The 24,787-nt window shown below is 74.8% G+C and carries 23 protein-coding genes; 8 read left to right on the top strand and 15 right to left on the bottom strand.

The window, feature by feature from the left end; translation table 11 throughout:
* Positions 1-75: 75 nt before the first annotated feature.
* The 8 genes from ABTW95_RS21200 to ABTW95_RS21235 are packed head-to-tail and all read right to left on the bottom strand — an operon-like array spanning position 76 to position 9,290.
* Positions 76-1,359 carry a glycosyltransferase family 4 protein gene (locus tag ABTW95_RS21200; RefSeq protein ID WP_396445527.1) on the bottom strand — a complete coding sequence of 428 codons (1,284 nt, stop codon included), beginning with the start codon at positions 1,357-1,359 and terminating at the stop codon, positions 76-78.
* Positions 1,352-2,467 (bottom strand): GNAT family N-acetyltransferase, encoded by a 1,116-nt coding sequence (locus ABTW95_RS21205; protein ID WP_396445526.1) that lies wholly within the window; start codon positions 2,465-2,467, stop codon positions 1,352-1,354. The genes ABTW95_RS21200 and ABTW95_RS21205 overlap by 8 nt, the downstream gene beginning before the upstream one ends.
* Positions 2,464-3,150 carry a Wzz/FepE/Etk N-terminal domain-containing protein gene (locus ABTW95_RS21210; RefSeq protein WP_396445525.1) on the bottom strand — a complete coding sequence of 229 codons (687 nt, stop codon included), beginning with the start codon at positions 3,148-3,150 and terminating at the stop codon, positions 2,464-2,466. The genes ABTW95_RS21205 and ABTW95_RS21210 overlap by 4 nt, the downstream gene beginning before the upstream one ends.
* The gene (locus ABTW95_RS21215) at positions 3,137-4,264 is read right to left on the bottom strand and encodes a glycosyltransferase (protein ID WP_396445524.1); all 1,128 of its coding nucleotides are present in this window, start codon (positions 4,262-4,264) and stop codon (positions 3,137-3,139) included. Before ABTW95_RS21215 ends, ABTW95_RS21210 begins: the two co-directional genes overlap by 14 nt.
* Entirely contained in the window at positions 4,261-4,941 is a 681-nt protein-coding gene (locus tag ABTW95_RS21220) for a polysaccharide deacetylase family protein (protein ID WP_396445523.1), read from the bottom strand. The genes ABTW95_RS21215 and ABTW95_RS21220 overlap by 4 nt, the downstream gene beginning before the upstream one ends.
* Positions 4,913-6,610 carry a murein biosynthesis integral membrane protein MurJ gene (gene murJ / locus ABTW95_RS21225; protein ID WP_500227167.1) on the bottom strand — a complete coding sequence of 566 codons (1,698 nt, stop codon included), beginning with the start codon at positions 6,608-6,610 and terminating at the stop codon, positions 4,913-4,915. The genes ABTW95_RS21220 and murJ overlap by 29 nt, the downstream gene beginning before the upstream one ends.
* Positions 6,607-7,896, bottom strand: coding sequence for an O-antigen ligase family protein (locus ABTW95_RS21230; RefSeq protein WP_396445521.1), 1,290 nt, complete (start codon positions 7,894-7,896; stop codon positions 6,607-6,609). Before ABTW95_RS21230 ends, murJ begins: the two co-directional genes overlap by 4 nt.
* Complete coding sequence (locus ABTW95_RS21235; protein ID WP_500227168.1) at positions 7,893-9,290, bottom strand: exopolysaccharide biosynthesis polyprenyl glycosylphosphotransferase; 1,398 nt, start codon at positions 9,288-9,290, stop codon at positions 7,893-7,895. The genes ABTW95_RS21230 and ABTW95_RS21235 overlap by 4 nt, the downstream gene beginning before the upstream one ends.
* Positions 9,291-9,634: 344 nt before the next feature.
* Here ABTW95_RS21235 and ABTW95_RS21240 point away from each other — a divergent pair, with 344 nt between their 5' ends.
* Both ABTW95_RS21240 and ABTW95_RS21245 read left to right on the top strand, forming a co-directional pair.
* Positions 9,635-10,867, top strand: a complete 1,233-nt coding sequence (locus ABTW95_RS21240; RefSeq protein ID WP_396445519.1) for a L,D-transpeptidase — start codon at positions 9,635-9,637, stop codon at positions 10,865-10,867.
* Positions 10,868-11,045: 178 nt separating this feature from the next.
* Positions 11,046-11,465: a Fur family transcriptional regulator gene (locus ABTW95_RS21245; RefSeq protein ID WP_396445518.1), complete on the top strand. Its 420-nt coding sequence runs from the start codon at positions 11,046-11,048 to the stop codon at positions 11,463-11,465.
* Between the two features lie 65 nt (positions 11,466-11,530).
* On the opposite strand, the gene katG is transcribed toward ABTW95_RS21245, so the two are convergent.
* On the bottom strand, positions 11,531-13,732 hold the full coding sequence (katG, locus tag ABTW95_RS21250) for a catalase/peroxidase HPI (RefSeq protein WP_396445517.1): 2,202 nt from the start codon (positions 13,730-13,732) through the stop codon (positions 11,531-11,533).
* On the bottom strand, positions 13,725-14,156 hold the full coding sequence (locus tag ABTW95_RS21255; RefSeq protein WP_500227200.1) for a Fur family transcriptional regulator: 432 nt from the start codon (positions 14,154-14,156) through the stop codon (positions 13,725-13,727). Before ABTW95_RS21255 ends, katG begins: the two co-directional genes overlap by 8 nt.
* Positions 14,157-14,344: 188 nt before the next feature.
* Between ABTW95_RS21255 and ABTW95_RS21260 the strand changes: the two genes are divergently transcribed.
* The gene (locus tag ABTW95_RS21260) at positions 14,345-15,571 is read left to right on the top strand and encodes a hypothetical protein (RefSeq protein ID WP_500227169.1); all 1,227 of its coding nucleotides are present in this window, start codon (positions 14,345-14,347) and stop codon (positions 15,569-15,571) included.
* Positions 15,572-15,612: 41 nt separating this feature from the next.
* Here the strand turns inward: ABTW95_RS21260 and ABTW95_RS21265 are convergent, their stop codons facing one another.
* On the bottom strand, positions 15,613-17,313 hold the full coding sequence (locus ABTW95_RS21265; protein ID WP_396445514.1) for an FAD-dependent oxidoreductase: 1,701 nt from the start codon (positions 17,311-17,313) through the stop codon (positions 15,613-15,615).
* A gap of 540 nt (positions 17,314-17,853) precedes the next feature.
* Between ABTW95_RS21265 and ABTW95_RS21270 the strand changes: the two genes are divergently transcribed.
* Together ABTW95_RS21270 and ABTW95_RS21275 are read left to right on the top strand one after the other, a co-directional pair.
* The gene (locus ABTW95_RS21270) at positions 17,854-18,222 is read left to right on the top strand and encodes a hypothetical protein (RefSeq protein ID WP_396445513.1); all 369 of its coding nucleotides are present in this window, start codon (positions 17,854-17,856) and stop codon (positions 18,220-18,222) included.
* Between the two features lie 43 nt (positions 18,223-18,265).
* Positions 18,266-18,853 carry a DUF4232 domain-containing protein gene (locus tag ABTW95_RS21275; protein ID WP_396445512.1) on the top strand — a complete coding sequence of 196 codons (588 nt, stop codon included), beginning with the start codon at positions 18,266-18,268 and terminating at the stop codon, positions 18,851-18,853.
* Positions 18,854-18,888: 35 nt separating this feature from the next.
* On the opposite strand, the gene ABTW95_RS21280 is transcribed toward ABTW95_RS21275, so the two are convergent.
* Both ABTW95_RS21280 and ABTW95_RS21285 read right to left on the bottom strand, forming a co-directional pair.
* The gene (locus ABTW95_RS21280) at positions 18,889-19,770 is read right to left on the bottom strand and encodes an SCO6745 family protein (protein WP_500227170.1); all 882 of its coding nucleotides are present in this window, start codon (positions 19,768-19,770) and stop codon (positions 18,889-18,891) included.
* Between the two features lie 61 nt (positions 19,771-19,831).
* Entirely contained in the window at positions 19,832-20,806 is a 975-nt protein-coding gene (locus ABTW95_RS21285) for a hypothetical protein (protein WP_396445510.1), read from the bottom strand.
* 254 nt (positions 20,807-21,060) lie between these two features.
* On the opposite strand from ABTW95_RS21285, the gene ABTW95_RS21290 reads away from it, so the two are divergent.
* Positions 21,061-21,483 carry an ATP-binding protein gene (locus ABTW95_RS21290; protein WP_396445509.1) on the top strand — a complete coding sequence of 141 codons (423 nt, stop codon included), beginning with the start codon at positions 21,061-21,063 and terminating at the stop codon, positions 21,481-21,483.
* A gap of 21 nt (positions 21,484-21,504) precedes the next feature.
* Here ABTW95_RS21290 and ABTW95_RS21295 read toward each other — a convergent pair whose 3' ends face one another.
* Positions 21,505-23,106, bottom strand: coding sequence for an AMP-binding protein (locus ABTW95_RS21295; protein ID WP_396445508.1), 1,602 nt, complete (start codon positions 23,104-23,106; stop codon positions 21,505-21,507).
* Positions 23,107-23,199: 93 nt separating this feature from the next.
* A complete protein-coding gene (locus ABTW95_RS21300; RefSeq protein WP_396445507.1) occupies positions 23,200-23,409 on the bottom strand; it encodes a hypothetical protein in 210 nt (69 codons plus the stop codon).
* 46 nt (positions 23,410-23,455) lie between these two features.
* Here ABTW95_RS21300 and ABTW95_RS21305 point away from each other — a divergent pair, with 46 nt between their 5' ends.
* A complete protein-coding gene (locus tag ABTW95_RS21305; protein ID WP_396445506.1) occupies positions 23,456-24,136 on the top strand; it encodes a TetR/AcrR family transcriptional regulator in 681 nt (226 codons plus the stop codon).
* A gap of 29 nt (positions 24,137-24,165) precedes the next feature.
* Positions 24,166-24,726 carry a MarR family winged helix-turn-helix transcriptional regulator gene (locus ABTW95_RS21310; protein ID WP_500227171.1) on the top strand — a complete coding sequence of 187 codons (561 nt, stop codon included), beginning with the start codon at positions 24,166-24,168 and terminating at the stop codon, positions 24,724-24,726.
* Positions 24,727-24,787: the final 61 nt, after the last annotated feature.

A 24,787-nucleotide genomic window follows, 5' to 3' on the forward strand; every position in this document is an offset into this window, starting at 1 on the left:
GGTGTACCAGTCGATCACCGACTACTGCCCGCACGGCGTGTGGTCGTGCGGCGCGCACCCCAGGTCGTCCGCCGCCTACCGGGAGCTGTTCGGCGGCGTGACGGCCCCGCCGCCGACGCCGCCGAACGCGCCGTTCGAGCCGGGCGCCCCGGCGACCGCGGCCACGCCGTCCCGGGCTCCGGCGAGGCCCGCGTGGACGAGCCCGCCCGCCACCGCCCGCGGGTCGGCCGGGTCCTCGGCGGGCGCGCCGCCGCGCCCGGCCGCGTCGCGGGTGACGGCGGCGAGCAGGTCCAGCGTCCCGGACAGGTCGTAGGCGGCGGAGGCGGCGGCGGCCGCGCGCCCCTCCCGCTCGGCGGTCTCCGGGCACCGCAGCCGGGCGGTGATCTCCGCGGCGAGCGCGGCGGGGTCCTCCACGGGCACGAGCGCGCCGGTCCCCGGCCCGACGAGCTCCCTGATGCCGGGGATGTCCGTCCCGACGATGGGGCGCCCCACGGCGAGGGCCTCCAGCGCGGTCAGCGGCAGCCCCTCCCACCGGGACGGCAGGACGACGACGTTCGCGGCGGCCAGCCAGTCGCGGGTGTCCGCGACCGCCGGGACGAACCGGGCCCCGGCCGTCCGCAGGCGCCGCAGCCGCTCCAGGTCCTCGCCGTCCCCGACGAGCGCGAGCAGCGCCGGCGGGCACTCCGCGGTGACCGCCGGCCAGGCCGCGAGCAGGACGTCCTGCGCTTTCTGCCTGGTCAGCCGCCCGACGCAGACGGCGAGCGGCACCGAGCCGGCGAGCCCGAGCCGGGTGCGGGCGGCGAGCCGGTCCGCGCCGCCCGCCGGGGCGAACCTGCTCAGGTCGACCCCGTTGCGGACGAGCCGGTACGCGCCGCGCACGCCCGCGTCCACGCCCTGGCTCCGCTCGCCCGCGCCGACGCAGACGAGCGCGTCGCTCCAGCGGGCCGCGAGCCGCTCCCAGCGGCGGCTGAGCGCGGCCTGCCGCCCGGTGGCGGCGAGCCACGACCAGCCGTGCGGCTGGAACAGCGTGGGCGTCCCGCGCGGGCGCAGCAGCAGCCGCCCGGCAAGGCCCGCCTTGGCCGAGTGCAGGTGGACGACGTCGGGCGCGAACGTCCGGACGAGGCGCCGCAGCCGCAGCGACTCCCGCAGCACGCCGGGCCCGGGGGTGCGCGCGGCGCCCCAGTTGAGCCACGGCACGCCGGCCGCCATGCACCGCTCCGGCAGGTCGCCGCCCGGCGGGCACGCCACCGCGACGGCCCAGCCGCGCCTGCGCTGGTCCATCGCCGCCTGCCCGACGTAGACCGCGACGCCGCCCGCGTTGGGCTGGCTGACGTGCAGCACCCGGAGCGGCTCAGCCATGCCCGTCCCGCCCGCGGCGCCGGTCCGACAGCCGCCCGCGCGCCCGGGCGAGCCCGGCGAACGCGGCGGCCGAACCGGACCGCCCGAGGATGATCCGTTCGTTGCGGACGGGCGTCGGCCGCCACTTCAGCTTGTACGGCTCGTCGCCGCGCAGCAGGCTGACGCCCTGCCGGTGCCGGTCCCGGGCGAGGGCTAGGTCCTGGCGCAGCATCATCAGCGAGACGTCCACGCAGGCCCGCAGGTCCGGGATCGCGCCGTACAGGTAGGCGCCGACGTACCGGTGGCCGATGAGGACGAGGTCGCTGGCGACGAGCCGGTCGTCCCACCTGTACTGCAGGACGGCGGCGCGGCCGTCCCGCACCATCCCGCTCGCGGCCTCGGCCAGGTGCCGGCGGAACCGCTCGCGGGTGTGCTCGGGGTTGATGGGGCGGCCCTTCCACTGCAGGGCGTGCAGGTCCAGAAGCGCGTGGACCGCCTCCGCCGCGCGCTCCGGCGGGACGCTCTCCGCCGTGATGCCGCGCACGTCGACCTTGCGGAGCTTCGCCCGCATCTTCCCGGCGGTGCGGCGCGGCAGCCGGTCGAGGACGTCGTCGATGCCGGCGGCCGGGAGCTCCAGGCACACCGACGACGGCGTCCGCCACGTCCCGCGCGGCCACTCCCGGGCGACCTGGTGCGCCACGGACCCGGGGCGCACCTCGCGCAGGTCGATCGCGCACCAGCCGCGCTCGTCCAGCAGCGCCCGCGCGAGGTGCCGGACGGCGCCGTCCGCGTACACCGGGTCGAGGAGGAAGTCGGTGAAGTCGCTCTGCTCCCCGGCCAGCGGGAGCAGCACCGGGAACCCGTACCGGACGCCCGCCATCAGCGGCGCCGCCGCGACGAGCCGCCCCCGGCGGCGGACGAGCACGAGCCGCAGCCGCCCGCGCGTGCCGTACCAGCCCCACCATGCCTTGATCCACTCGTAGGTCTGGAACGGGGTCGCGGCCGGGCTGCGGTCGTACAGGTCGCGCAGCTCGCCGGCGAGGCCGACGAGGGCCTGCTCGTCCCGGTGCACCTCCACCGACCATTCGACGGCCGGGGTCGCGAGCCGGACGGGCGCGACGGCGGTCACGGCGCCACCTCGATCCGGTCGGCGGCGGCCGGGGCGGGGACGGCGGCGCGCCGCCGCGCGTCGCGCCGGGCTCCGCGCCGCCCGCTCATGATCGCGGCGCTGAGCCCGGCGAGCAGCACGCCCGCGGCGGTCCCCGCGGCGATGTCCAGCGCCGGGTTCGGCGACGACGGGACGGCGGGCGGCTCGGCGAGCGTCATCAGCGCGACCCGCACCCCGGTGTCCGCGCGGTGCTGCGCCCCGTACCGGACGAGCGCGTCGGCGGCGGCGTTGGCGAACGCGGCGGCGTCGCGGGCCGTCCGGGCGCTGCCGGCCAGCCGGATCAGCGGCGTGTCCGGCGACGTGGACGCCTGGACGTGCCGGCGGGTGTCGCCCGCCGCGTGCGCCGGCAGCGGTATCGAGGAGTGCTGCAGTGTCTCCGGCAGCGGCGCGAGCCGCCCGTACGCCTGCGCGAAACTGACCGCCGCCGGCCCGGACTGGCCGTCGGCGGAGTCCACGACGAGGACGAACGCGGTCGCGGTGTAGGTGGTGGGCGCGAACAGGGCGTATCCGAGCCCGCCGAGGAACCCGGCGAGCACGAACGCGGCGGCCCAGCCGAACCGCCGCAGGTACGCGGCGGCCGGCGCCCGCAGGCGCCCGGCGGCGCCGAGACCCCTGGCCTTCGCTCTCGCTTCACGTTGCGGCATCGTGTGCCCTTTCTCGTATCGGAACGGCCCCGCGGTCGGGCGGCCCGGGCGTGTACAGCCGGGCGAGCGCGGCGGCCTGCTCGGCGATGGCGTAGCGGGCGACGACGGGCGGCACGCGCGTCCGGTCGCGCGGCGCGCGCAGCGCGCCGGCGAGCTCCGCGCTCCAGACCGCGGCGTCGGTGGGGAGGCGGCGCGCGCCGGGGGCCTCGCCGGGCGGGACGTCGTCGAGGGCGGGGCAGGCCGTGTAGCGGACGGGCAGCCCGGCGGCGAGGGCCTCCACGACGCCGAGCCCGAACGTCTCCTGGACGGACGGCGCGGCGAGCACGTCCATCGCGGCGAGCGCGCCCGCGACGTCCGACGTCCCCCCGGTGAAGATGACCGGGACGCGGAGCCGGTGCGCCAGCCGCTCCAGCGCGCCGCGCATCGGCCCGGCCCCGACGAGCAGCAGCCGGACGCCGTCCAGCCGCGCGACCGCCTCGATCAGCAGGTCGAACCGCTTGGTCGGGACGAGCCGCCCGACGGCGCCGACGACCGGCTCGTCCGGGCCGATGCCGAGGCGGCGGCGGGTCGCGGCGCGGCGGGCCGCGTCGAACGCGAACGCGGCGGCGTCGACGCCGTTCGGGATCACGACGATCCGGCCGGGTCTCACCCCCCAGCCGCGCAGCCGGGCCGCGACGGTCGGCGACACCGCGACGGTCGCGGACCCGAGCCGCTCGGTCGCCCGGTACAGCGCCCGGACGCCGCGGGTGGTCGCCCGCCCCTCGATGTGGCCGTCGCCGAGCGAGTGCTCGGTCGCGATGACGCGCGCCGCGCCGGCGAGGCGCGCGGCGATCCGCCCGTAGACGCACGCCCGGTACAGGTGGGTGTGGACGACGTCGAACCGCCCGCGCCGGATCAGCCGGGCGAGCCGGGGCAGCGCCGCGAGGTCGCGGTTGCCGCGCATCCCGATCTCGTGGACGGGCACGCCGGTCCGGCGGATCTCGGCGCCCAGCGTCCCGGTGCGGGTGAGCGTCGCGACCTCGCAGGCGACCGGCAGGTGGCGCAGCAGCAGCGCGAGCTGGCGTTCGGCGCCGCCGTGCTCCAGCCCGGTGATGACGTGCAGGACCCGGGTCACACGCGGCTCCTGCGGCGCAGCTCGTGCCGGACGAGCTTGGCCCGCAGCCGCAGCGGCCCGTCCCGGTCGCCGATGTAGGTGCGGGGCAGCGCGTGCCGGGACGGCTCCGCGGGGCGGATGTCGCAGGCGTGGTCGTACCCGGCGGCGCGCGCCGCCTCGACCTCGCGGGCGCCGGCGTGCCCGTAGGGGTAGGCGAAGCCGGTGACCGGCGCCTGGACGACGTCCTCCAGCGCGGCGCGGCTCTCCTCCAGCTCCTCGCGCAGCTCGGTGTCGTCGGTGCCGGGGAGGGAGACGTGGTGGCGGCCGTGCGAGGCGACCTCCATGCCGGCGTCGGCCACCGTCCGGATCTGGTCCGCCGTCATGAGGGGCTTGCGGGGGCCGCCGTCGTCCCACGCGTTGTAGGCGCCGATCCGCCCGGTGACCACGTACACGGTCGCGCCGAACCCGTACCGCAGCAGCGCCGGGACGGCCCTGGTCGCGAAGTCGGCGTACCCGTCGTCGAACGTCAGCCCGACGAGGCCGCGCGCCCGGCCGGCGGCGTGCGCGTCCAGCAGCTCGGCCATGGCGACGCCGCGCAGGCCGCGCGCCCGCAGCCAGGCGAGCTGGCGCTCGAACCGCGCCGGCGACACCGTCACCAGGTGCGGGTCCTCATCGAAGTGGTCGACCGAGTGGTACATCAGCACCAGCGGGACCGGCCGGATCTCCTCCGCCGGCCGGTCCGGTTCGGTCGTTCTCGCCGGTCGCGTCGTTCCCGCCGGCTCGGTCGGCTGGGTCACTGGTCTCCCCCGATTCGGTCCGGCCGCGCACGCTGCGGCGCGACCGCAAGGCGATCCATGGAGCAAGGAGGTCGGGTCCCGCCAGGGCGGCGAGGACCGCGAAGGCCGCGGCGGTCACGAGCCCGCCGGCGGCGAGCCGGGCGAGCACCGGCGCCCCGGCGGCGGCGTGCGCGAAGAGCATCCCCGCCGCGCAGGCGCCGGCGGCGGCGAGCGCCAGCCGGGACACGTCGGCGGCGACGCGGCGCGGCGGGACGGGCGCGATGCCGCGCCGCAGCCCGGCGAGCAGCAGCACGGCGGCGACCGTGATCCCGGCGGCGTTGGCGGCGGCGAGCGCGATCGTCCCGGCGGACGCGGCGAACGCGCCGCCGATCGCGGCGGTGACCGCCAGGCCGAGCGCGAGCACCCGGGCGGGGCGCCACGTCGGCCGCCGCTGCGCGAAGAACGCGCGGGCGGCGAGGCCGACCGCCGACTGCCCCCACAGCCCGAGCGCGTAGACGCGCATGATCGACGCGGTGCGCCCGGTGTCCCGGGCGGTGAACTCGCCGTGCTCGAACAGCACCTTGATGACGGCCGGCGCGAACGCGATGAGGAACGCGCTCGCGGCCAGCACCAGCGCGCTCGCGACGACGAGGTCCTGCCGGATGCGGCGGGCGACCTGCCAGGTGTCGCCGTCCGCCGAGGCCCGCGCGAGCCTCGGGAACGTCACCGTCACGATCAGCAGCGACAGCACCATCGGCACCTGCGCGACCTTCTGCGCGTAGTTCAGGTGCGAGATGGAACCCGGCGCCAGCTCCGACCCGAGGAACCGCTCGACGAACACCTGGGCCTGCCGCGTCACGGTGTAGACGACGACGGGCGCGACGGCCGCGGCCCCGATCCGCCATTCGACCCCGCCGCCCTTCGGCGCCGCCCCGCGCGGGAGGGACGCGGCCGGGCCCTGCCGGATGCAGCGGGCGAAGGCCGGGGCCTGGACGGCGACCATCAGCAGGCCGCCGCAGGCGACGCCGAGCGCGGCGCTGGTGATGCCCATGACGGGCGCGAGGCCCCCGATCAGCGCGAGGATGCCGGCGTTGTAGGCGAGGTAGATCGCGGCGGGCGGGCCGAAGCGGTGGTGGGCGCGCAGGGTCGCGCTCATGAAGCCCGCGACGCCGAACGACACGACGGTGACCGCCGTCAGCCGGACGCACCGGACGGCCGGGCCGCGGTCGGCGAGCCCCGGCGCCAGGACGTCCACCACGATGGGCGCGGCGGCAACGAGCGTGAGCGCGACCAGCGACAGGCCGAGCACCATGCGGGGCAGCGCCGAGGCGGCGAGCGGGCGCAGGCCGTCGCCGCGCGCGAGCAGCCGGGTGACGACGGGGACCATGAGCAGCGCCATCGCGTCCTCGATGAGCAGCGGGGACACCGTCTCCGGGATCGTCCAGGCGACGAGGAACGCGTCGGTGCTCTCGCCGGCGCCGAACAGGTGCGCCATCACGAGGTCGCGGGCGAACCCGAGCCCGGTGCCCGCCGCGATGAGCACCCCCGACAGCGCGGCGGCGCGCCCGACGGAGCCCGTGCCGCCGGTCATTCGCGCACCGTCCCGAACGCGCACGCGGCGATCGCGCCGAGGACGACGGCGACGAGCGCGCAGGTCGGCCCGCCGAGGTCCGCGTACAGGAAGTTCACCAGCAGGAACGCGGTGAGGCCGGCGCCCGCGAGCCAGCACGGGTCGCGGAACCGGCGGCGCGTCCACAGCCCGGCGAGCAGCACCGCGAGCAGCGCGCCGAACCCGGCGACGCCCACCACGCCCTGCTCGCACAGGAACAGCAGGTACTCGTTGTGCGGCGAGAGCAGCGGCTGCCGCGCGTACCCGTTGACCGGGTCGGCGGTCTCGCTGCCGGACGACAGCTCGATCGTGGCGTAGGTGTCGCGGTAGGCGGGGAAGTTCTTCACGCCGACGCCGGTGAGGGGATGGTCCTCCCAGATCCGCACGGCGGCGGCCCACAGGTTGTACCGGTCGTCCACCGACCGGTCGGGATGGCTGATCGAGGCCGCCATCGACTTGGACCGCTCGACGACGGCCTGCCCGCCGCCGCCCGTGCCCGCGGCCGCGACCACCAGCAGCGCGCCGCAGCACACCAGGACCTTCACGGCCGTCCACCGGTCGAACAGCACCAGGATGAGGACGGCGGCGGCGCCGAGCGCGAGCCACGTCCCGCGGCTGAGCGCGAGCGCGAGCGCCGCGGCCAGCACGACGAGCCCGCCCAGCGCGGCGGCCACGGCGGCGGGGCCGCGGCGCGGCGCGGCCAGCGCGAACGCGGTCAGGATGAGGAACGCGAACCCGGCGACGATCGACATCGCCATCACGTCGAGGGCGCCGAACGTGCCGACGGCGCGGATGCTCCGCCCGTCCAGCGACGCGCCGTTGCCGGTGACCGACTGCCAGATCCCGTACCCGGCCTCCGCCAGCCCGAGCCCGAGCAGCGACGCGAACACGACGGCGAGGTCGCGGCGGTCCCGGACGAGCAGCACGACCGCCAGCGGCACCAGCACGAAGACCTGCAGGTCGCGGACGAACCCGGCCAGGCTGGTCCCGATGTCCGGGGAGTGCACGGTGCTGACGCCGAGCGCCGCCACCAGCGGCGCGAACGCCCAGAACGCCGTGCGCGGCATCTCGGCCCGCCCGGTGACCAGCAGGAACGCGGCGGCCGCCACGAGCACGCAGCCGGCGACGTCCCCGGCGGTGACCTGCACGCCGGGCCCGAACGCCTGCGAGCCGGGCGGGACCCCGACGCTCGCCACCGCCGCCGCGATCAGCAGGCTCGGGCGCCGCGGGATCCTCGCGGCGGCGGCCGGCGCGGCGAGGACGGTCATCCGGCGTCCTTGCAGAGCATCGCCCGTGCCGTCAGCAGCAGGATCCGCAGGTCGCCGCCGAACGTCCAGTGGTCGATGTAGTGGTTGTCGAGCCGGGCCCGCAGCTCGATCGACGTGTCGCCCCGGAACCCGTGGATCTGCGCCCAGCCCGTCATCCCGACCGGGACGCGGTGGCGCAGCATGTAGCCGGGGCAGGTGCGGGCGAACTGCTCCACGAAGTGGGGGCGCTCCGGGCGCGGCCCGACGAGGCTCATGTCGCCGCGCACCACGTTCCACAGCTGCGGGAGCTCGTCCAGCGACGTATTGCGCAGGAACCTGCCGACCCGTCCCATCCGCGCGTCGTCCTTGACGGTCCAGCGGGTGTCGGACTCCCGCTCGTCCGCCGGCTTCAGCGTCCGGAACTTCAGCAGCACGAACTCCTCGCCGCCGAGCCCGATCCGCCGCTGCCGGAACAGCACGCCGGGGCCGCCCTCGATCCGCACGGCGAGCGCGCAGGCGGCGAGCAGCGGCGCGAACGCGACCAGCAGCAGGGACGCCACGACGAGGTCGAGCGCCCGTTTCGCGCGGCGGGCGGCGGGGTCGCGGAGCCCCCAGTCGACCCGCGCGCACGGCAGCCCGGCGAGGTACTCGCGCCGCGCCGGCGGCACCGGCACCACGTCCGACGGCGGCTGGACCAGCAGCGTCTCGCACGGCAGCCCGAACGACATGCGCAGCACGGCGCCGAGCTGCTCGGGGTGGACGTCCTCGGCGACGACGACGAGCGTGTCGACCGAATGCTCCTCCACCAGCGCCGGCAGGTCGGCCGTCTCGCCGAGCACCGGCGCCGGCGCGGGACGCCCCGCCGCCACCTGCCCGACCGCCGACAGGCCGAACTCGCCCCGGTTCCGCAGGATGTCGACCATGTGCGCGGCCATCCCGCCCGTCCCGACGACGAGCGCGTTGCGCGGCCGGGTCCTCCGGCACCGGTACGTCCGGACGGCGGCGTTCATGAACACGCGGAACCCCAGCGACATCGACGCCGGGACCGCCACCGCCCACACCAGCGCCGCCGCCGGGTGCGGCAGCAGCACCGCGACGATCGCGGCGACCACGAGCATCCGCAGAAGCAGGGGCGGGGCGTCGGCCAGCAGCGACGGGTTGCGGCGCGTCCGGTAGAGCCCGCCCGACGCGTTGGCCAGGACGACGCCCAGCGCCGCGAGGGCCGCGATCACCCCGCTCCGCGACATGGAGACGCCGACGGCCATCGCCCACCCGTCCACCACCGCGAGGCACGCCGGGCACAGCCCGGCCAGGGTGCGCGCGCCGCGCCCGGCCGGGGCGAGGACGCCGGCGGGAGCGAGATCCGCGGGGCCGCCCCCCGAGTCGAGGGAGGGACTCAGCCCCTGGGCTCTCATCGCGCGCGTCCCTTCACAGACAAGAACTCACCTAGCAGGGCCGTCGCGGGCCGGCCACGGTCCAGCATCGCAACTGGTCAGCACGCGGATCGCCGCTTTTAACCGCGCCCAGCACAGTCTTGAAGAGAAGATCGACCGAGGGCCCGGAGCGTCAGCGGACCACGAAAGATCCGCCGAATCGGCCCCGGCGCGCGAACCTTCGGGGGACCATGGACGTCTTAAGTGATCGGACGCCGCCACCCTGCCGCCCCGCCTCCGGCCGGCTCGGGAATAAGGGCCGTTCCGTAAGCGATCTCTTTGCCGTCCCGCGGTACGCGGGTCCGGCCGGCTGTTGAAGGAGAACGGTGCGAGGAAAGGCGTTGGTGCTGACGCTCGTCCTGGGGCTGGCGGCCGCCTGCGGCGGCGGCGACGGGGAATCCGGCGGAGCGACCGCGAAGGGCGGCGACGACGGCACGCCGCAGGTGACGATCACCCCGGCGAACGGCAACGGCAGGGCCCGCCCCGACCGGGGCGTGACGGTCACCGCCTCCGGCGGCACCCTCGGGGCCGTCTCCGTGAAGCTGAAGGGCGCCGACGTCCCCGGCGAGTTCTCCGCCGACAAGACCAAGTGGCACTCCAAGTGGACGCTGCAGCCCGGCGGCCGCTACCAGGTCTCGGCCACGGCCACGTCCCCGAAGGGCAAGTCCACCACCGCGACGAGCGCGTTCCGCACCAGCAGCGCCACCGCCGCCACCCGCGTCAACAACGTCGTGCCCAGCCAGAACGAGACCGTCGGCACCGGCATGCCGGTCTTCGTCCAGTTCAACAAGGCCGTCCCGGAGAAGGCCAAGCCGCTCATCGAGCGCGCCACCGAGATCTCCTCGACCACCCCCACCGAGGGCGCCTGGCGCTGGCTGAGCGCGGGCGAGTCCTTCAACGGCCTCCCCTCGATGGTGTTCCGCCCGAAGCGCCCGTGGAAGCCGCACCAGCGCGTCACGGTCAAGATCCACTACGCGGGTCTGCGGATCGGCGACGACGTCTTCGGCGACCGCGACGTCGTCCGCACCTTCAAGGTCGGCGACTCCCACGTCGTCAGCATCAACGCCAAGACGCACCGGCTCGTCGTCAAGAAGAACGGCCGCACCGTCCGCACCTGGGGCGTCAGCCTCGGCTCCGGCGGCGACGTCCAGCGCGACGGCGTCGACCACCTGCTCACCACCAGCGGCGTCCACCTCACCATGGACCACGTCCGCCTGGAGCGCATGCGCCCGCCGGGCAAGAAGAAGGGCGACCCGGGCTGGTACGACGAGAAGGTCCCGTGGGCGACCCGCATCTCCAACAGCGGCGAGTACATCCACCAGAACATGGACGACCCGTCCTGCCTCGGCAACCGCAACTGCAGCCACGGCTGCGTCCGCTCCCCCGCCGCCGACGCCCAGTGGTTCTTCCACTGGTCCTACCGCGGCGACATCGTCACCATCACCGGCACCAAGCGCTCCCTCCAGTGGACGAACGGCTGGGGCTACTGGCAGCTGCCTTTCGCCAAGTGGACCAAGGGCAGCGCCCTGGGCAAGCCCATAACCACCGCCAAGTCCTGACAAGGCCGGCCCGCGTCACCGGGTCCCAGTGCGTACGCACCATCATTTCTGCGCTCTCGTGGATGGCGAGAGCGTTGGGGTGGGCTTGGTTGCGGACGTGCTTGTTTCATGGGGTTAGCGGGCCTCGACTACACTTTTGTCATTCGTTGTCGGAATCTTTTGCGTCTTGGGGTGGGACATGGCCGCGTCGCAGGGCATCGCCGAGGAGTTGCGCGGTGTCGGGCTGCGGGTGACGGCCGCCCGCGTCGCTCTGCTGGAGACCGTCCGGACCGGGGACCACCTCGATGTCGAGGCCATCGCCGGCGGGGTGCGGGAGCGGGTGGGGCACATCTCGCTCCAGGCCGTCTACGAGGCGCTGCACGCGCTGACGGCGGCGGGGCTCGTGCGCCGCATCCAGCCGGGCGACAGCCCGGCGCGGTTCGAGGGGCGCGTCGGCGACAACCACCATCATCTGGTCTGCCGCAACTGCGGGGCCATGAGGGACGTCGACTGCGTGGTGGGGCACGCGCCCTGCCTGGAGCCGGTCGACGAGGCCGGATACCTCGTCGACGAGGCCGAGGTGACGTTCTGGGGGCTCTGCCCGGACTGCCGTGCGTGACGGCGTCTGCCGTGCGTGACGGCGTCCAGGCCGGCCAGGGAGGAGGGCCGGCCTGGACGTGACGGTCACGCGAGGTCGAAGCGGTCCAGGTTCATCACCTTGTTCCACGCGGCGACGAAGTCCTGAACGAACTTCTCCTTCGCGTCGTCTGCCCCGTAGACCTCGGAGATCGCGCGGAGCTCGGAGTTCGCGCCGAACACGAGGTCGACGCGGCTGCCGGTCCACTTGACGTCGCCGGAGGCGTCCCGGCCCTCGAAGGTCTCGGAGTCCTCCGACGTCGGCTCCCACGTGATGCCCATGTCGAGCATGTTCACGAAGAAGTCGTTCGTCAGGGCGCCGGGACGGTCGGTGAGGACGCCCAGCTTGCTCCCCTTGTAGTTCGCGCCGAGGACCCGCAGGCCGCCGACCAGCACCGTCATCTCGGGCGCGGTGAGGTTCAGCAGCTGCGCCCGGTCGACCAGGAGGAACTCGGCCGGCAGCGGGTTGCCCTTGCCGACGTAGTTGCGGAACCCGTCGTGCGTGGGCTCCATCGCCGCGAACGACTCCACGTCGGTCTGCTCCTGCGAGGCGTCGGTGCGGCCCGGGGTGAACGGCACCTCGATGTCGTGGCCCGCGTCCCTGGCCGCCTTCTCGACGGCCGCGCAGCCGCCGAGGACGATCAGGTCGGCGAGCGAGACCTTCTTGCCGCCGGTCTGCGCGGAGTTGAACGCCCGCTGGACGCCCTCCAGCGCGCTCAGCACCTGCGCCAGCTCGTCGGGCTCGTTGACCTCCCAGCCGCGCTGCGGCTCCAGGCGGATGCGGGCGCCGTTGGCGCCGCCGCGCTTGTCGCTGCCGCGGAACGACGCGGCCGACGCCCACGCGGTGGAGACCAGCTGCCGGACCGACAGCCCGGTGGCCAGGATCCGCTGCTTGAGGTCGGCGATGTCCGCCGCGTCGACGAGCTCGTGGTCGACGGCCGGGACCGGGTCCTGCCAGATGAGCTCCTCGTCCGGGACCTCCGGGCCGAGGAGGCGGACGACCGGGCCCATGTCGCGGTGGGTGAGCTTGTACCAGGCGCGGGCGAACGCGTCCGCGAACTCGTCCGGGTTGTCCTTGAACCGCCGCGAGATCGGCTCGTAGATCGGGTCGAACCGCAGCGCCAGGTCCGTGGTGAGCATCGTCGGGTGCGTCCGGCCGTCGGAGTGGGCCAGCGGGATGGTGCCCTCGCCGGCGCCGTCCTTGGGCCGCCACTGCCAGGCGCCCGCGGGGCTCTTGTACAGCTCCCACTCGTACCCGAAGAGGATCTCCCAGAAGCTGTTGTCCCACTTGGTGGGCGTGTCGGTCCAGGTGACCTCCAGGCCGCTGCCCATCGCGTCGGCGCCCTTGCCGGTGCCGTAGGTGCCCTTCCAGCCGATGCCCATCTGCTCCAGCGGCGCGGCCTCCGGCTCCGGCCCGACGTTGGCGTGCGGGTCGGCGCCGTGGGTCTTGCCGAAGGTGTGGCCGCCGGCGATCAGCGCGACGGTCTCCTCGTCGTTCATCGCCATCCGGCGGAACGTCTCGCGGATGTCGCGGGCCGCGGCGAGCGGGTCCGGGTTGCCGTTCGGGCCCTCCGGGTTGACGTAGATGAGGCCCATCTGCACCGCGGCGAGCGGGTTCTCCAGCTCGCGGTCGCCGGTGTAGCGCTCGTCGCCGAGCCAGGTCTGCTCGGGGCCCCAGTAGACGTTCTCGTCCGGGACGTAGACGTCCTCGCGGCCGCCGCCGAACCCGAACGTCTTGAAGCCCATCGACTCCAGGGCGACGTTGCCGGCGAGGATGTACAGGTCGGCCCAGGAGAGGCTCTTGCCGTACTTCTTCTTGACCGGCCACAGCAGCCGGCGGGCGCGGTCGAGGAGGACGTTGTCCGGCCAGCTGTTCAGCGGCGCGAAGCGCTGCTGGCCGCTCCCGCCGCCGCCGCGGCCGTCGTGGATCCGGTAGGTGCCGGCGCTGTGCCACGCCATCCGGATCATGAGCGGCCCGTAGTTGCCGAAGTCCGCGGGCCACCAGTCCTGCGAGTCGGTGAGCAGCGCGGCGATGTCGGCCTTGACGGCGGGCAGGTCGAGGCTCTTGAACGCCTCGGCGTAGTCGAAGTCCGGACCGTACGGGTTGGTCTCGGCGGGCTGCGAGGCGAGCCCCCGCAGGTTGAGCCGTTCCGGCCACCAGTTGCGGTTGCCCCCGCCCTGGGTGGGGTGCGGTGCGCGCGTGCCGTGCACGACCGGGCAGCCGCCGGCGCTCTCGGTGTTCTCAGCCATGTGCTTCCTTCCAGGACGAAGCAGTGGATGGATCGGGTGGGCAGTCGGGGCACAGGCCCCAGTAGACGACCTCGGCCTCGTCGATCGAGAAGCCCCGGTCGTCGGAGGCGGTGAGGCATGGGGCCTCGCCGACGGCGCAGTCGACGTCGGCGATGGCGCCGCAGGACCTGCAGACGACGTGGTGGTGGTTGTCGCCGGTCCGCGACTCGTAGCGCGCCACCGAGCCGGAGGGCTGGATGCGCCGCACCAGCCCCGCCGTCGTCAGCACGCGCAGCGAGTCGTACACGGCCTGGTGGGACGTCTTCGGCAGCTCCCGGCGCACCGCGCCGATGATCGTGTCGGTGTCCGCGTGCGGGTGCGCATGCACCGCGCGCAGCACAGCGACCCGCGGCCTGGTCACTCGCAGAGCGGCCCCGCGCAGCAACTCCGGAAACTCCGAGGTCGTCACCACGCGACACAGGGTGTCCGATTTTCTTGAACGAGTCAAGATAAGGAGTCGTCCAAGTTTGGACGCGCCGCCGGGCCGGGACGCCGCCGCGGGCCACGATGCCGGAGTGAAGACAGAGGCGCGAGAGGGAGGTGCAAAACGGGACGTTTCACTAGGATGCTCGCGTGCGCGAAGATCAAGAGGTCCCGGACGACGGCGTGCTGACCGCGCCGCTCCCGCTGCCGGACCGCGCCTCCGGCGAGGACCGACCCGCGGAGGTGGTCGTGGAGCGCGAGACTGCTGCGGGCACCGGGGTCGATCCGGCACCGGTGCGCGCGTTCGGGCAGGACGTCGAGCGGCTCTCCGGGCTGGTGGCGCAGCTCGGCACCCTCGCCGCGGCGCTGGGCGACCGGCTCGACGGCGAGGTCAAGAGCGTGCTGGGCGAGGCCGAGCGGGCGCTCGCGGAGGCGGGCGACGCGCGGCGGCTGGCCGCGGAGGCGGAGGCCCGCGCCAAGGAGGCCGACGCCCGCGCGGACGCGGCGCGGCAGGAGGTCGCCGAGGCGCGCGAGGAGCTGGAGAAGGGCCTCGCCGCCGCGAAGGCGAGCGTCACCGCCGCGCAGGAGAGCGAGGCCAACGCGTGGAAGGAGGCGGGCGCGCACCAGCAGGCCCGCGCCACGTCCGCCAACGAGGCCGCGCACGCCGAGGGGCTCCGCAAGCGCGCCGAGGCGGCGTGGAGCACCGAGCACGAGGCCCGGGCCGAGGCCGAGCGCGAGCGCGACGACCTCGCCACCCGGCTGTCCGCCGAGCAGAACGCGCTGGCCACCGCCCGCAGCGACCTGGCGGACGCGCGGGCCGAGCTGGCGGAGGCCCGCGCCAAGCTGGAGGCCGCCGCCGAGACCGAGCGCCGGCTGCGCGCCGAGCTGAGCGTCGTCCAGGGCGAGGTCGCCGGGCTGACCGTGGAGAAGAACGCAGCGGCGAGCCGGGCGGAGGAGCAGGCCGCCCGCGCCAAGCGCGCCGAGCAGCTCGCCGACTCCGCGGAGGACCGCATCCTCGCCGCGATGGCCCGCGCGGACCGGGCCGAGCGGCGCGCGGACGCCGCGGAGGAGCGCGCCGACGCCGCCGAGGTGCGCATCGACCGCGACGCGGCGACCGTCCGCGCGCTGCAGGACACCCTGCGGGCGGCGCTGGACCTCCCGGCCGTCGAGGACCTCGGCGACGGCCGCGGCGTGCGGGTCGACGAGTCCGCCGCGGTCGTCGCCCGGCCGGGCGGGCTGATCGGCGTCGACCAGATCCCGGACGAGATGGACGGCGAGCTGGCCGGCCGGTTCGCCCGCGCGATCCTGGCCGTCCGCGTCCATCAGGCCACCCAGCGGCCGGCCCCGGAAGAACCCGCCGACCTGCCCGGGGAGTAGCCGCTCGGCACGGCCGGTGCGGTACGGCCGGTGCGGCGCGGTCAGCGGAGCGCGGCGGGCGCGGTCGCCGGGACGACGGGCTTGTCGGGCATGACGCGGTCGATGCGCCGGTAGGCGCTGCCGGGCTCGGGGCGCGGGTCCTTCTCGCCGCGGTTCGGCCAGAACGCCATGGCGCGTTCGGCCTGGGCCGTGATGGTCAGGGACGGGTTGACGCCGAGGTTCGCGGTGACCGCCGAGCCGTCCACGATGTGCAGCCCCGGATACCCGTGGACGCGGTGGTACGGGTCGATGACGCCGGTCTCCGGGGTCTCCCCGATGACGCAGCCGCCGATGAAGTGCGCCGTCGTCGGGATGTTGAACAGGTCGAACCACGTCCCGCCGGGGGTGGCGTCGAGCTCCTCGGCGAGCATCCGGACGGCGTCGTGGGCGACGGGGATCCAGGTCGGGTTCGGCTCGCCGTCGCCCTGCCGCGCGACCAGCCTGCGGCGGCCGAGGCGGCCCCGCTTCTCGCTGAGGGTGATCGAGTTGTCGGCGGTCTGCATCACGAGGGCGATGACCGTCCGCTTGGCCCAGTCCTTGAGGGAGAGGCCGCGCAGGATGATGGTCGGGTGCCGCGCGGCCTGGCCGAGGAACTTCAGCCAGCGGGGCGCGCCGCCGCCGTCCACGAGCAGCGTCCGGATGACGCCCATCGCGTTGTTGCCCGCCCCGTACCGGGTGGGTTCGATGTGGGTCTTGTCATCCGGGTGGAAGGACGAGGTGATCGCGAGGCCGGTGCTGTGGTCGACGTCCTTCTTGCGGTGCCACACGGTCATGCGCTCGACGCCGAGCAGCGCCTCGGAGTTGGTGCGGGTGAGCTCGCCGAGCCGGGGCGACAGGTTCGGCAGGCGGCCGGACGCGCGCATGCGGTGCAGGAGGCGCTGCGTCCCGTACGTCCCGGCGGCGAGGACGACGTGCTCGGCGGTCAGCGTCCGGCGGCGCCGGCGCAGCGGCCCGGTGTGCTCGGCGACCACCTCGTAGCCGCCGCCCGCCCGCGGCGACAGCGCGGTGACGGTGGTGTCCGGGATGACCTGGACGCCCGCCTTCTCCGCCAGGTACAGGTAGTTCTTGGTGAGCATGTTCTTCGCGCCGACCTTGCAGCCGATCATGCAGGAGCCGCAGGCGGTGCAGGTCGTCCGGCGCGGCCCGGCGCCGCCGAAGTACGGGTCGTCGGCGTCCTCGCCGGGCCGGTCGCCGAAGAACACGCCGACCGGCGTCGGATGGTAGGTGTCGCCGGCGCCCATCCGGTCGGCGACCCGCTTCATCGCCTCGTCGGCGGGCGTGACGAGCGGGTTCGTCGTGACGCCGAGCATGCGCCGGGCCTGGTCGTAGAACGGCTTCAGCTCGTCCTGCCAGTCGGTGATGCCGCCCCACTGGCGGTCCTTGAAGAACGGCTCCGGCGGGACGTAGAGGGTGTTGGCGTAGACGAGCGAGCCGCCGCCGACGCCGGCCCCCGCCAGCACCAGCACCCCGGCCTTGCCGCCGACCAGGTGGACGCGCTGGATTCCGCGCATGCCGAGGCGCGGCGCCCACACGTACTTGCGCAGCCGCCAGGACGTCTTGGGGAGCGTCCGCTCGTCGAACCGGCGGCCGGCCTCGATCACGGCGACCCGGTAGCCCTTCTCGACCAGCCGGAGCGCCGACACGCTTCCGCCGAACCCGGAGCCCACCACGATGACGTCGAAGTCGTAGGCGTCATCGGACATCGCACACCACCTTCGTCGCGGGGAAGGCCACCGAGTGTGGGCCCTCGCCCGCGCCGTCCGCCATGGGAATGGGACAACGATTCGATGACGCGTTTGTCACCCGAGTGATAAACGCAGGCCGGCGGACGCTCGCAGCGCGTCTCCGGAAAGGCCCGGCAAATGGCGCGGAGCCTGTGGACGCTCTCCGGGCGGTCCCCACGGCCGACCGCTCGCGCCGTACGGGACCGGCACGAGGAGCGGGACGCTCGCGAGGGACGAACGCTCGGCGCGCCAACGGAACCGGAACGCCCGCCCGGCCGACGTACCGAGCGCGGCCGCCATGCTCTTCCCTCTTTTCCCAGTTCGCGGCGTTCAACATAACTACTGGCCGGTAAATTCGAGGCACCGGTGGTCGCCGCTGCAGAAACCCGGTCACGGCTTTCTCTGTTAGCGGAGGGCAGGTTCCGCAATTGTCGTGTGCCGGGAAGATGCCTGGCCGGGCGGACGCGAGACCACTCCACCGGCTATTGTCGAGGCCCCATCCGGCTGGAAGGACCACCAGTGAACCGACGTCATCTGGCGGCTCTGCTGCTCGTCCCGGCACTGGCGCTGACCGCTGCCTGCGGTGGAGGCGACGACGGCGACGACCCGGCGCCGACCCCGTCCGCGCAGGCCCCCACGGGCGGCGGGGCGTCCGCGCCGGCCGGGGCGGACTCGGGCGGCGCGTCCACGGGCGGCACGTCCCGGGCACCCGGCGGGGCGCCGTCGGCCGCCCCGTCCAAGGTCGTCAGCGCGTTCGTCGACTGCATGCGCCGGCACGGCGTGAAGGTGCCGCAGGACACCAGCACCTGGCGGCCCGACGCGCAGGACGGCCGCACCCAGAAGGCCCTCCTGGCGTGCATGAAGTCGGCCGGGGCGCCGGGGTCCTGAGGCACCGCCCCCGGGGCGCGGCGCCTCTGCCATGATCTCCGGGGTGACCTCGATCCAGCGGATCCCGCTCCTGCCGCTCGCCGCGGCGGCGCTGCTCGGCCTGACCGCCTGCGGCGCCGAGCGGGCGCCCGCCGCCGTCCCGTCCGAGCCCCGCCCGGCGCGGCCGACCTCCATCGCCATTCCGTCCACGTCGCCGGCGCCGCCGGTGTGCACGCGGGAGGGCATCAGCGTCGGGATGGAGCGGCCCGAGGCCGCGATGGGCCTCCGTGCCGCGGCCATCAGGCTGCGCAACTGCGGCGACCGCCCGTACCGGCTGGACGGCTATGCGTCCCTGCGCGTCCTCGACGAGGACCGGCAGCCGTTCGACGTGAAGGTGGTGCGGGGCACCACGCGGATCGAGGACGCGGGGCCGGAGCCGCTGACGATCCGTCCCGGCGAGTCGGCGATCTTCGGGATCGTCTGGCGGAACCTGGTCACCGACCCGACCACCACGGCCGTGACCGGACGGTACCTGGAGGTGCGGCCGGCGCCGGGGCGGCCGGTCGTCATCGTCGAGGCCGGCGGCCCCATCGACCTCGGCAACACCGGCCGGCTGGAGGAGACCGCCTGGCGCCTCCCCCGCCGCCGCTGACTCAGCGGGGCGGTGCCTGCCCGGCGGCCGCCGGCTCAGCGGGGCGGCGCCTGCACCTTGCCGATGCCGAGCGTGTTCTGCGCGGGCATCAGCCCGGTCTCCAGCACCTTGACCAGGATCGGCATCGTCAGCTGCGCGAGCCGGTCGGCCTTGTCGGCGCCGAGCGTCCGCCAGGGCGCGTAGGCGAGGTCGTCGGTCATCCGCTCGACGGAGTCGCGCAGCTCGCGGCCCTTGTCGGTCGCCTTCCCCTCCGCGTCCACCAGGCCCCGGGAGGCGAGGCGGTCGCGGGCGGCGGCCCATTCCCCGTCCGTCCAGCCCCGGCTCGCGAACGTCTCCACGGACGCGGCGCCGATCGCGGCGAACGACACCAGCGCCTCGGCCGGGTCGAGCCCGTGGGTGAGGAGCGCGGCGACGTGGCCGTCCCCGCGCTGCTCGCGCAGGATGCCGATCGCGTGCCACAGGACGAGATGCGGCTCGTCCGGCCAGGGCAGGCCGGCGTTGGCGGCGGCGAGCGGGCGGCCGGCGGTGTCCGCCTCCTCGGCGGCGGCGCGGGCGAGCCCCGCGGCCTCCGCGAGGTCCGCGTCGCCGATCCCGTCGCCGAGCAGCGCCCGGTACATGCGGTCGACGGCGCGCCACCGCCCTTCGAGGACGCGCTCGGGCGGCGCGACCGCCCAGGCGGCGGGGATGTGCTCGGCCACCATGCGCGGGCTGAAGCTGTAGAACGCGGACGCCACCCGCTCGGGGCCTGCGGTGCCGAGCGGCGCGGCGCGCCAGGCGAAGTAGCTCGGCCAGCGGGTGCCGACGTCGTAGCCGAGCGCCGCCGCCTCGGCGAAGACGTCGGGCGAGTACCAGAACAGGGCGTGCACGGGTTCGAGCTGATGCCACATCCGCCGCGCCAGGGCGGGGTTCTCCGTCATCGCGTCGGCTCCTTCTCCTCGGGATCGCCGCCCACCCTATCTTGACAATGACAAGATTGCATCAGCCCAGGCGGGAGGGGTAGATGCGCGGCTGCGCCGGCGGGACGGCGGGCACGGGCTGGCGGAGCCGGCGCGTGCGGCGCTCGTGCCGCGGGAACGCCGTCAGGGCCAGGACGGCCAGGCCGACGCCCGCGGCCCGCAGCAGGAGCGGGGCCGGCTCGCCCGGCCACGGCTCCGCGTACAGCAGCGTGGCCGACAGCAGCAGGTGCGTCTTCGCCGTGACCGTGACGACGGTGACGATGATCGTGAGGCGGCAGCGCTGCAGCCCGATCGACAGCTGCACGAGGCCGAGGACGCCGGCGAGCAGGAACAGGTAGGGGTGCGGCGACGCGAGCACGTCCGTCCTCCGGCCCGCCGCGAGCATCATCGCCATGCCCTGCCCGAACACCTCGGTGGCGCCGAGCAGGACGCCCGCGCCGAGCCCGTAGGCGATGCCGGTCAGCGGGCGCGCGTGCCGGCCGCCGGCCGCGCGGTCGCGCGCGCCGAGCATCCAGAGCGGCAGGGCCAGCGACGGCACGAAGACCAGCGCCGCCTTCCACAGCGGGAGGGCGGCGGCCGCGCCGGCGCCGCCGGTGCGGTGCAGCGCGTCGCGCAGCGGCTCACCGTGGTCCGGCAGCACCGACAGCACGGCGGTGGCCATCGCGGCGACGGTGATGAGGACCGCGAGCCACTCCCGCGACGTGGGCCGCTCGCCGAAGCCGCTCATGCCCACGACCAGCAGCGGGACGAGCCCGAGCGCGTAGGCGGGCAGGGTCGCGGCCACCGGGATCGTGACGAGCGCGGCGGCCGAGAGCGCGAAGCCCGCCAGCAGCACCGCGACCCCGGCGAGCCAGCGCGGGCTGCGCACCAGCCGTCCCGCGGCGTGCAGCGGATGCCGGCCGCCGATCGGGCTCATCCGCCCGGTGGCCGTCTTGAACAGGACATAGGCGGCGATGTACACGGCCTGCGCGGCACAGGCGAGGACGACCGCTTGCATGGCGCACCTCCGGGACGACCGCCGTCATTCGCCCGCCGGGCGAAGAACGCTGCCGAATCGGATGGTTACACGGGGAGGGCGTCCGCTGATTCTCGCCGCGGGACGGAGAAAACACCCGATTTGTGCACCTCGGTGAGTATCTTCCGGCCCGGCTGTCCCGGAAAGGCCAAGATCGATGCACCGGTCGCGTTGCCCATCACTCAGCGCAGGTGAATGATTGCGTTGCGCTTCCGGAATCCAGGTGTGGTGATCGAGTGACGGCAGGGATGGAGCGGCTCGGGGAGCCGTTCGGCTTCGGCGGCGGCGGTGAGGGCGGCCGCCGGGCCCGCCGCGTCGTCCGCGAGCTCGCCGCGAAGGTCGTCGCGGACGGCGACCTGCTCGACGACGTCGAGCTGATGACGTCCGAGGCCGTCGCCAACGCCGTGCTGCACGGCTCCGGGCTGGTCACCGTGACGGTCTCGACCGACGGCCGCGTCCTGCGCGTCGAGGTCGCCGACGACGGCCCCGCCCGCCCCGACCCGGCCGGCGCCGACCCGCACGGCCGCCGCCGCCTCGACCACGGCCGCGGCCTCACCGTCATCGACGCGCTCGCCCGCGAGTGGGGCCTCGACCAGTCCCCCGGCCGCACCCGCCTCTGGTTCACCGTCGAGACGGCGCGCCCGCCCGCCACGACCTGACGGCGGCGCGACCCGGCGCGGTCAGCGGGCGGGCAGGGCGCGGCGGAGGATCTTGCCGGTGGCGTTGCGGGGCAGGGCGTCCAGGAAGTGGACGTCGCGCGGCACGGCGAACCGCGCCAGATGCTCGCGGACGTGGGCGCGGACGGCGTCGGCGTCGAGCGTCTCGCCGTCCCGCAGGACGATGTACGCGGCGGCGCGCTGCCCGAAGTCGTCGTCCGGGACGCCGACGACGGCGACCTCGCGGACCTGCGGGAGCTTCTCCAGGACCTCCTCGATCGCGGCCGGGAACACGTTCTCCCCGCCCGAGACGATCATGTCGTCGTCGCGGCCCCGCACGAACAGCCGGCCGTCCGCGTCGAGGTGGCCGACGTCGCCGAGGCTCATCAGGCCGTCCCGCATCTCCCTGGTCTCGCCGCTGGTGTAGCCGGCGAACAGCAGCTCGTTGGCGGCGAAGATGCGGCCGGTCGTGCCGGGCGGGACGGGCCGCCCGGCCTCGTCCAGGATCGCGACCTTCGTCCCGGGCGGCGGCGTCCCGGCGGTGTCGGGGTGGGCGCGCAGGTCGGCGGGGGTGGCGATGGTGACCCAGGACGCCTCCGTCGACCCGTACAGGTTGTAGAGGATGTCGCCGAACTCGTCCATGAACGCGGTCGCGAGCGTGGCGGGGAGGGCCGAGCCGCTGAGGGCGGCGATCCGCAGGGAGGACGTGTCGTACCCGCGCCGCACGGTCTCCGGGAGGTCCAGGATGCGCTGCAGCATGACCGGGACGGCGACGAGCGCCGTCGCGCGGGTGGCCTCGATCGTGCGCAGCGTCTGCTCGGGGTCGAACCGGGACCGCAGGATGATCGTGGCGCGCAGCGGGATCGCCGCCTGCAGCATCGCGTAGCCCCAGGTATGGAACAGCGGCGCCTCGATGAGCATCCGCTCGTGCACCCGGTACGGGATGCGGGACAGGATCGAGGTGAGCGGCGACAGCCCGGGCCGCGAGTGCCGGTCGGCGCCCTTCGGGCGGCCGGTCGTGCCGGAGCTGAGGACGATCGTCCGGCCCGCCCTCGCCGGCGGGTCGACCGGCCCGGCGGGCGCGGTGGCGATGGTGTTCTCCAGCTCCGACCCCGCCCCGCCGGCCGTGATGACGTGGACGGTCCGCGGCACGGCCGCGATGAACTCGGCGAACTCCGCGTCGGCGATGACGACGTCGATCTGCTGCTGCCGCAGCACGGTGCGGAGCTGCTCGGTGCTCATCCCCGTGTTGAGCAGGACGAGGTCGGAGCCGCGCTTGCTGCACGCGACGAGGGTCTCGACCATGCCGCGGTGGTTGCGGCAGAGCACGGCGACGCGCGGGGCGCCGTTGAACCGGCCGAGCGCGGCGGCGAGCCGGTCGGTGCGGGCGTCGAGCTCGCCGTAGGTCAGCTCCCCGGCGTCGTCGACGATCGCGACGCCGCCGGGGTCGCGGGCGGCGGCGGACACGACCGTCCCGCCGAGCAGCGTGCCCCAGCGGCGCAGCGCGTTGAGCTGGCGGGCGACCTTCAGCGGCGGTCCGGGACGCCACAGCCCGCTCCGGGCGAACATGCCTCCCGCCCGCACGACCGACGCCGCGCGGCGCCCGAACTCCGATCGTCCGCTCATCTACCGCCTCCGGTACGAGATCTTGGCAGTGACCGTATAGAGCGGTGTCTCCGCGCTCTTCTGCCTCAACTCAGCTCTTCGGGCCGTTCGTTGTCATGATCCTGACAACGAACCGCCCTCCGCGGCGGGCACCGGGTCGCCGGTCTCGGCGCTCTCCACCAGTTCGAGGCTGTCGCGGAGCGTGACCGGCTTGAGCAGCGCCGCCGCGGCGATCCCGACCACCGCGATACCCGCGGACACCAGGAAGATGTGGCCGGCGGCGTCCCCGTACGCGGCCCGCACGACCTCCTTCCCATTGGGCAAGTTTTCTCACATGGCAGCGTTTGCGGATGGGTAGGCTGGGCTGACCATGGAGACCACCGGCGGATTGCGCGACGGCACCGGGCCGCACGACGGGAGCGGGCCGCACGACGGGAGCGGGCCGCGGGACGGCGCGCCGCGCGGCGGCAAGGGCGGGCTGCGCGAGCGCAAGAAGGAGGCGACGCGCCGCGCCCTGCACGAGGCCGCGATGCGCCTCGCCGTCGAGCACGGCCTGGACGCGGTCACCGTCGAGGCCATCGCGGACGCCGCCGGCGTGTCCCGCCGCACCTTCTCCAACTATTTCGGCGGCAAGGAGGAGGCCCTCCTCTACGGCGGCGAGCAGCGGATGCGCTCCCTGCTGGAGACGTTCGAGGCCCGCCCCCCGGAGGAGTCGTCCTGGACGGCGCTGCGCGCGGCGTTCGAGGCCGTCCACGAGCAGTTCGGCCCCATGGACCCGCACTGGGCCGCGCAGGTCCGCCTCGCCCGCAACCATCCGTCCGTGCTGGCCCGGCAGCTCGCCCAGTACGCCGGGATGGAGCGATCCCTCGCCGGGCTGATCGCCGCCCGCGACGGCCTCCCGCCCGGCGGGCTGCGCTGCCGCACGATGGCCGGCGCCTTCATGACCGCCCTCCGCATCGCGTCCCTCACCTGGATCGAGGAGCAGCCGGCCCGCACGATGGCCGAGGTGGTCGACGAGGCCCTCACCGAGATCGCCCGCGAATTCCGCTGAGCCCGTCCGCCGGGTTAAATGGTCAAACCATGAATCGGATTGGTGGCGAGGACATGAGCGCGGACGGCGAGCGGGACGATCCCGACTTCTGGACGTTCGTCGACCTCGCGGGACGCCGCCTCGCGGACGAGTTCGGGTTCCCCGACCGGCTCGCGACCCGGCTGCTGCTCACCCTCAACCGCGCCTCGGCGATCGTCACCTACGACCTGGAGTCCACGGTGCACCGGCCGCGCGGGCACTCCTGGGCCGGCTTCCGGCTGCTGTTCGTGACCTGGCTGGCCGGGCCGCTGGAGCCCGGACGCGCCGCCACGCTGGCCGGGATGAGCCGGGCCGCCGTGTCCAACCTGGCCAAGACGCTCATCGCGGACGGGATGATGGCCCGCACGCCCGGCGAGCGGGACGGCCGGTCGGTGATCCTGTCGCTGACCGAGCGGGGCCGCGAGGCGATGCTGGAGATCTTCGCCGGGCAGCACGCGCGCGAGCGGCAGTGGGCGAGCACGCTGAGCGAGACCGAGCAGCGGATGCTGATCATGCTGCTGGACAAGCTGATCGCCGGCCGCACCTCCTTCGACGTGCGGGAACGCAGTTAACCCTTCCCCGGGCGGGAGAAGAGTCGTAGTGTCGGCACAAAGTAGTTAATGCATTAACCAT

The sequence above is a fragment of the Spirillospora sp. NPDC127506 genome (assembly GCF_040302145.1).
GTDB lineage: Bacteria > Actinomycetota > Actinomycetes > Streptosporangiales > Streptosporangiaceae > Spirillospora.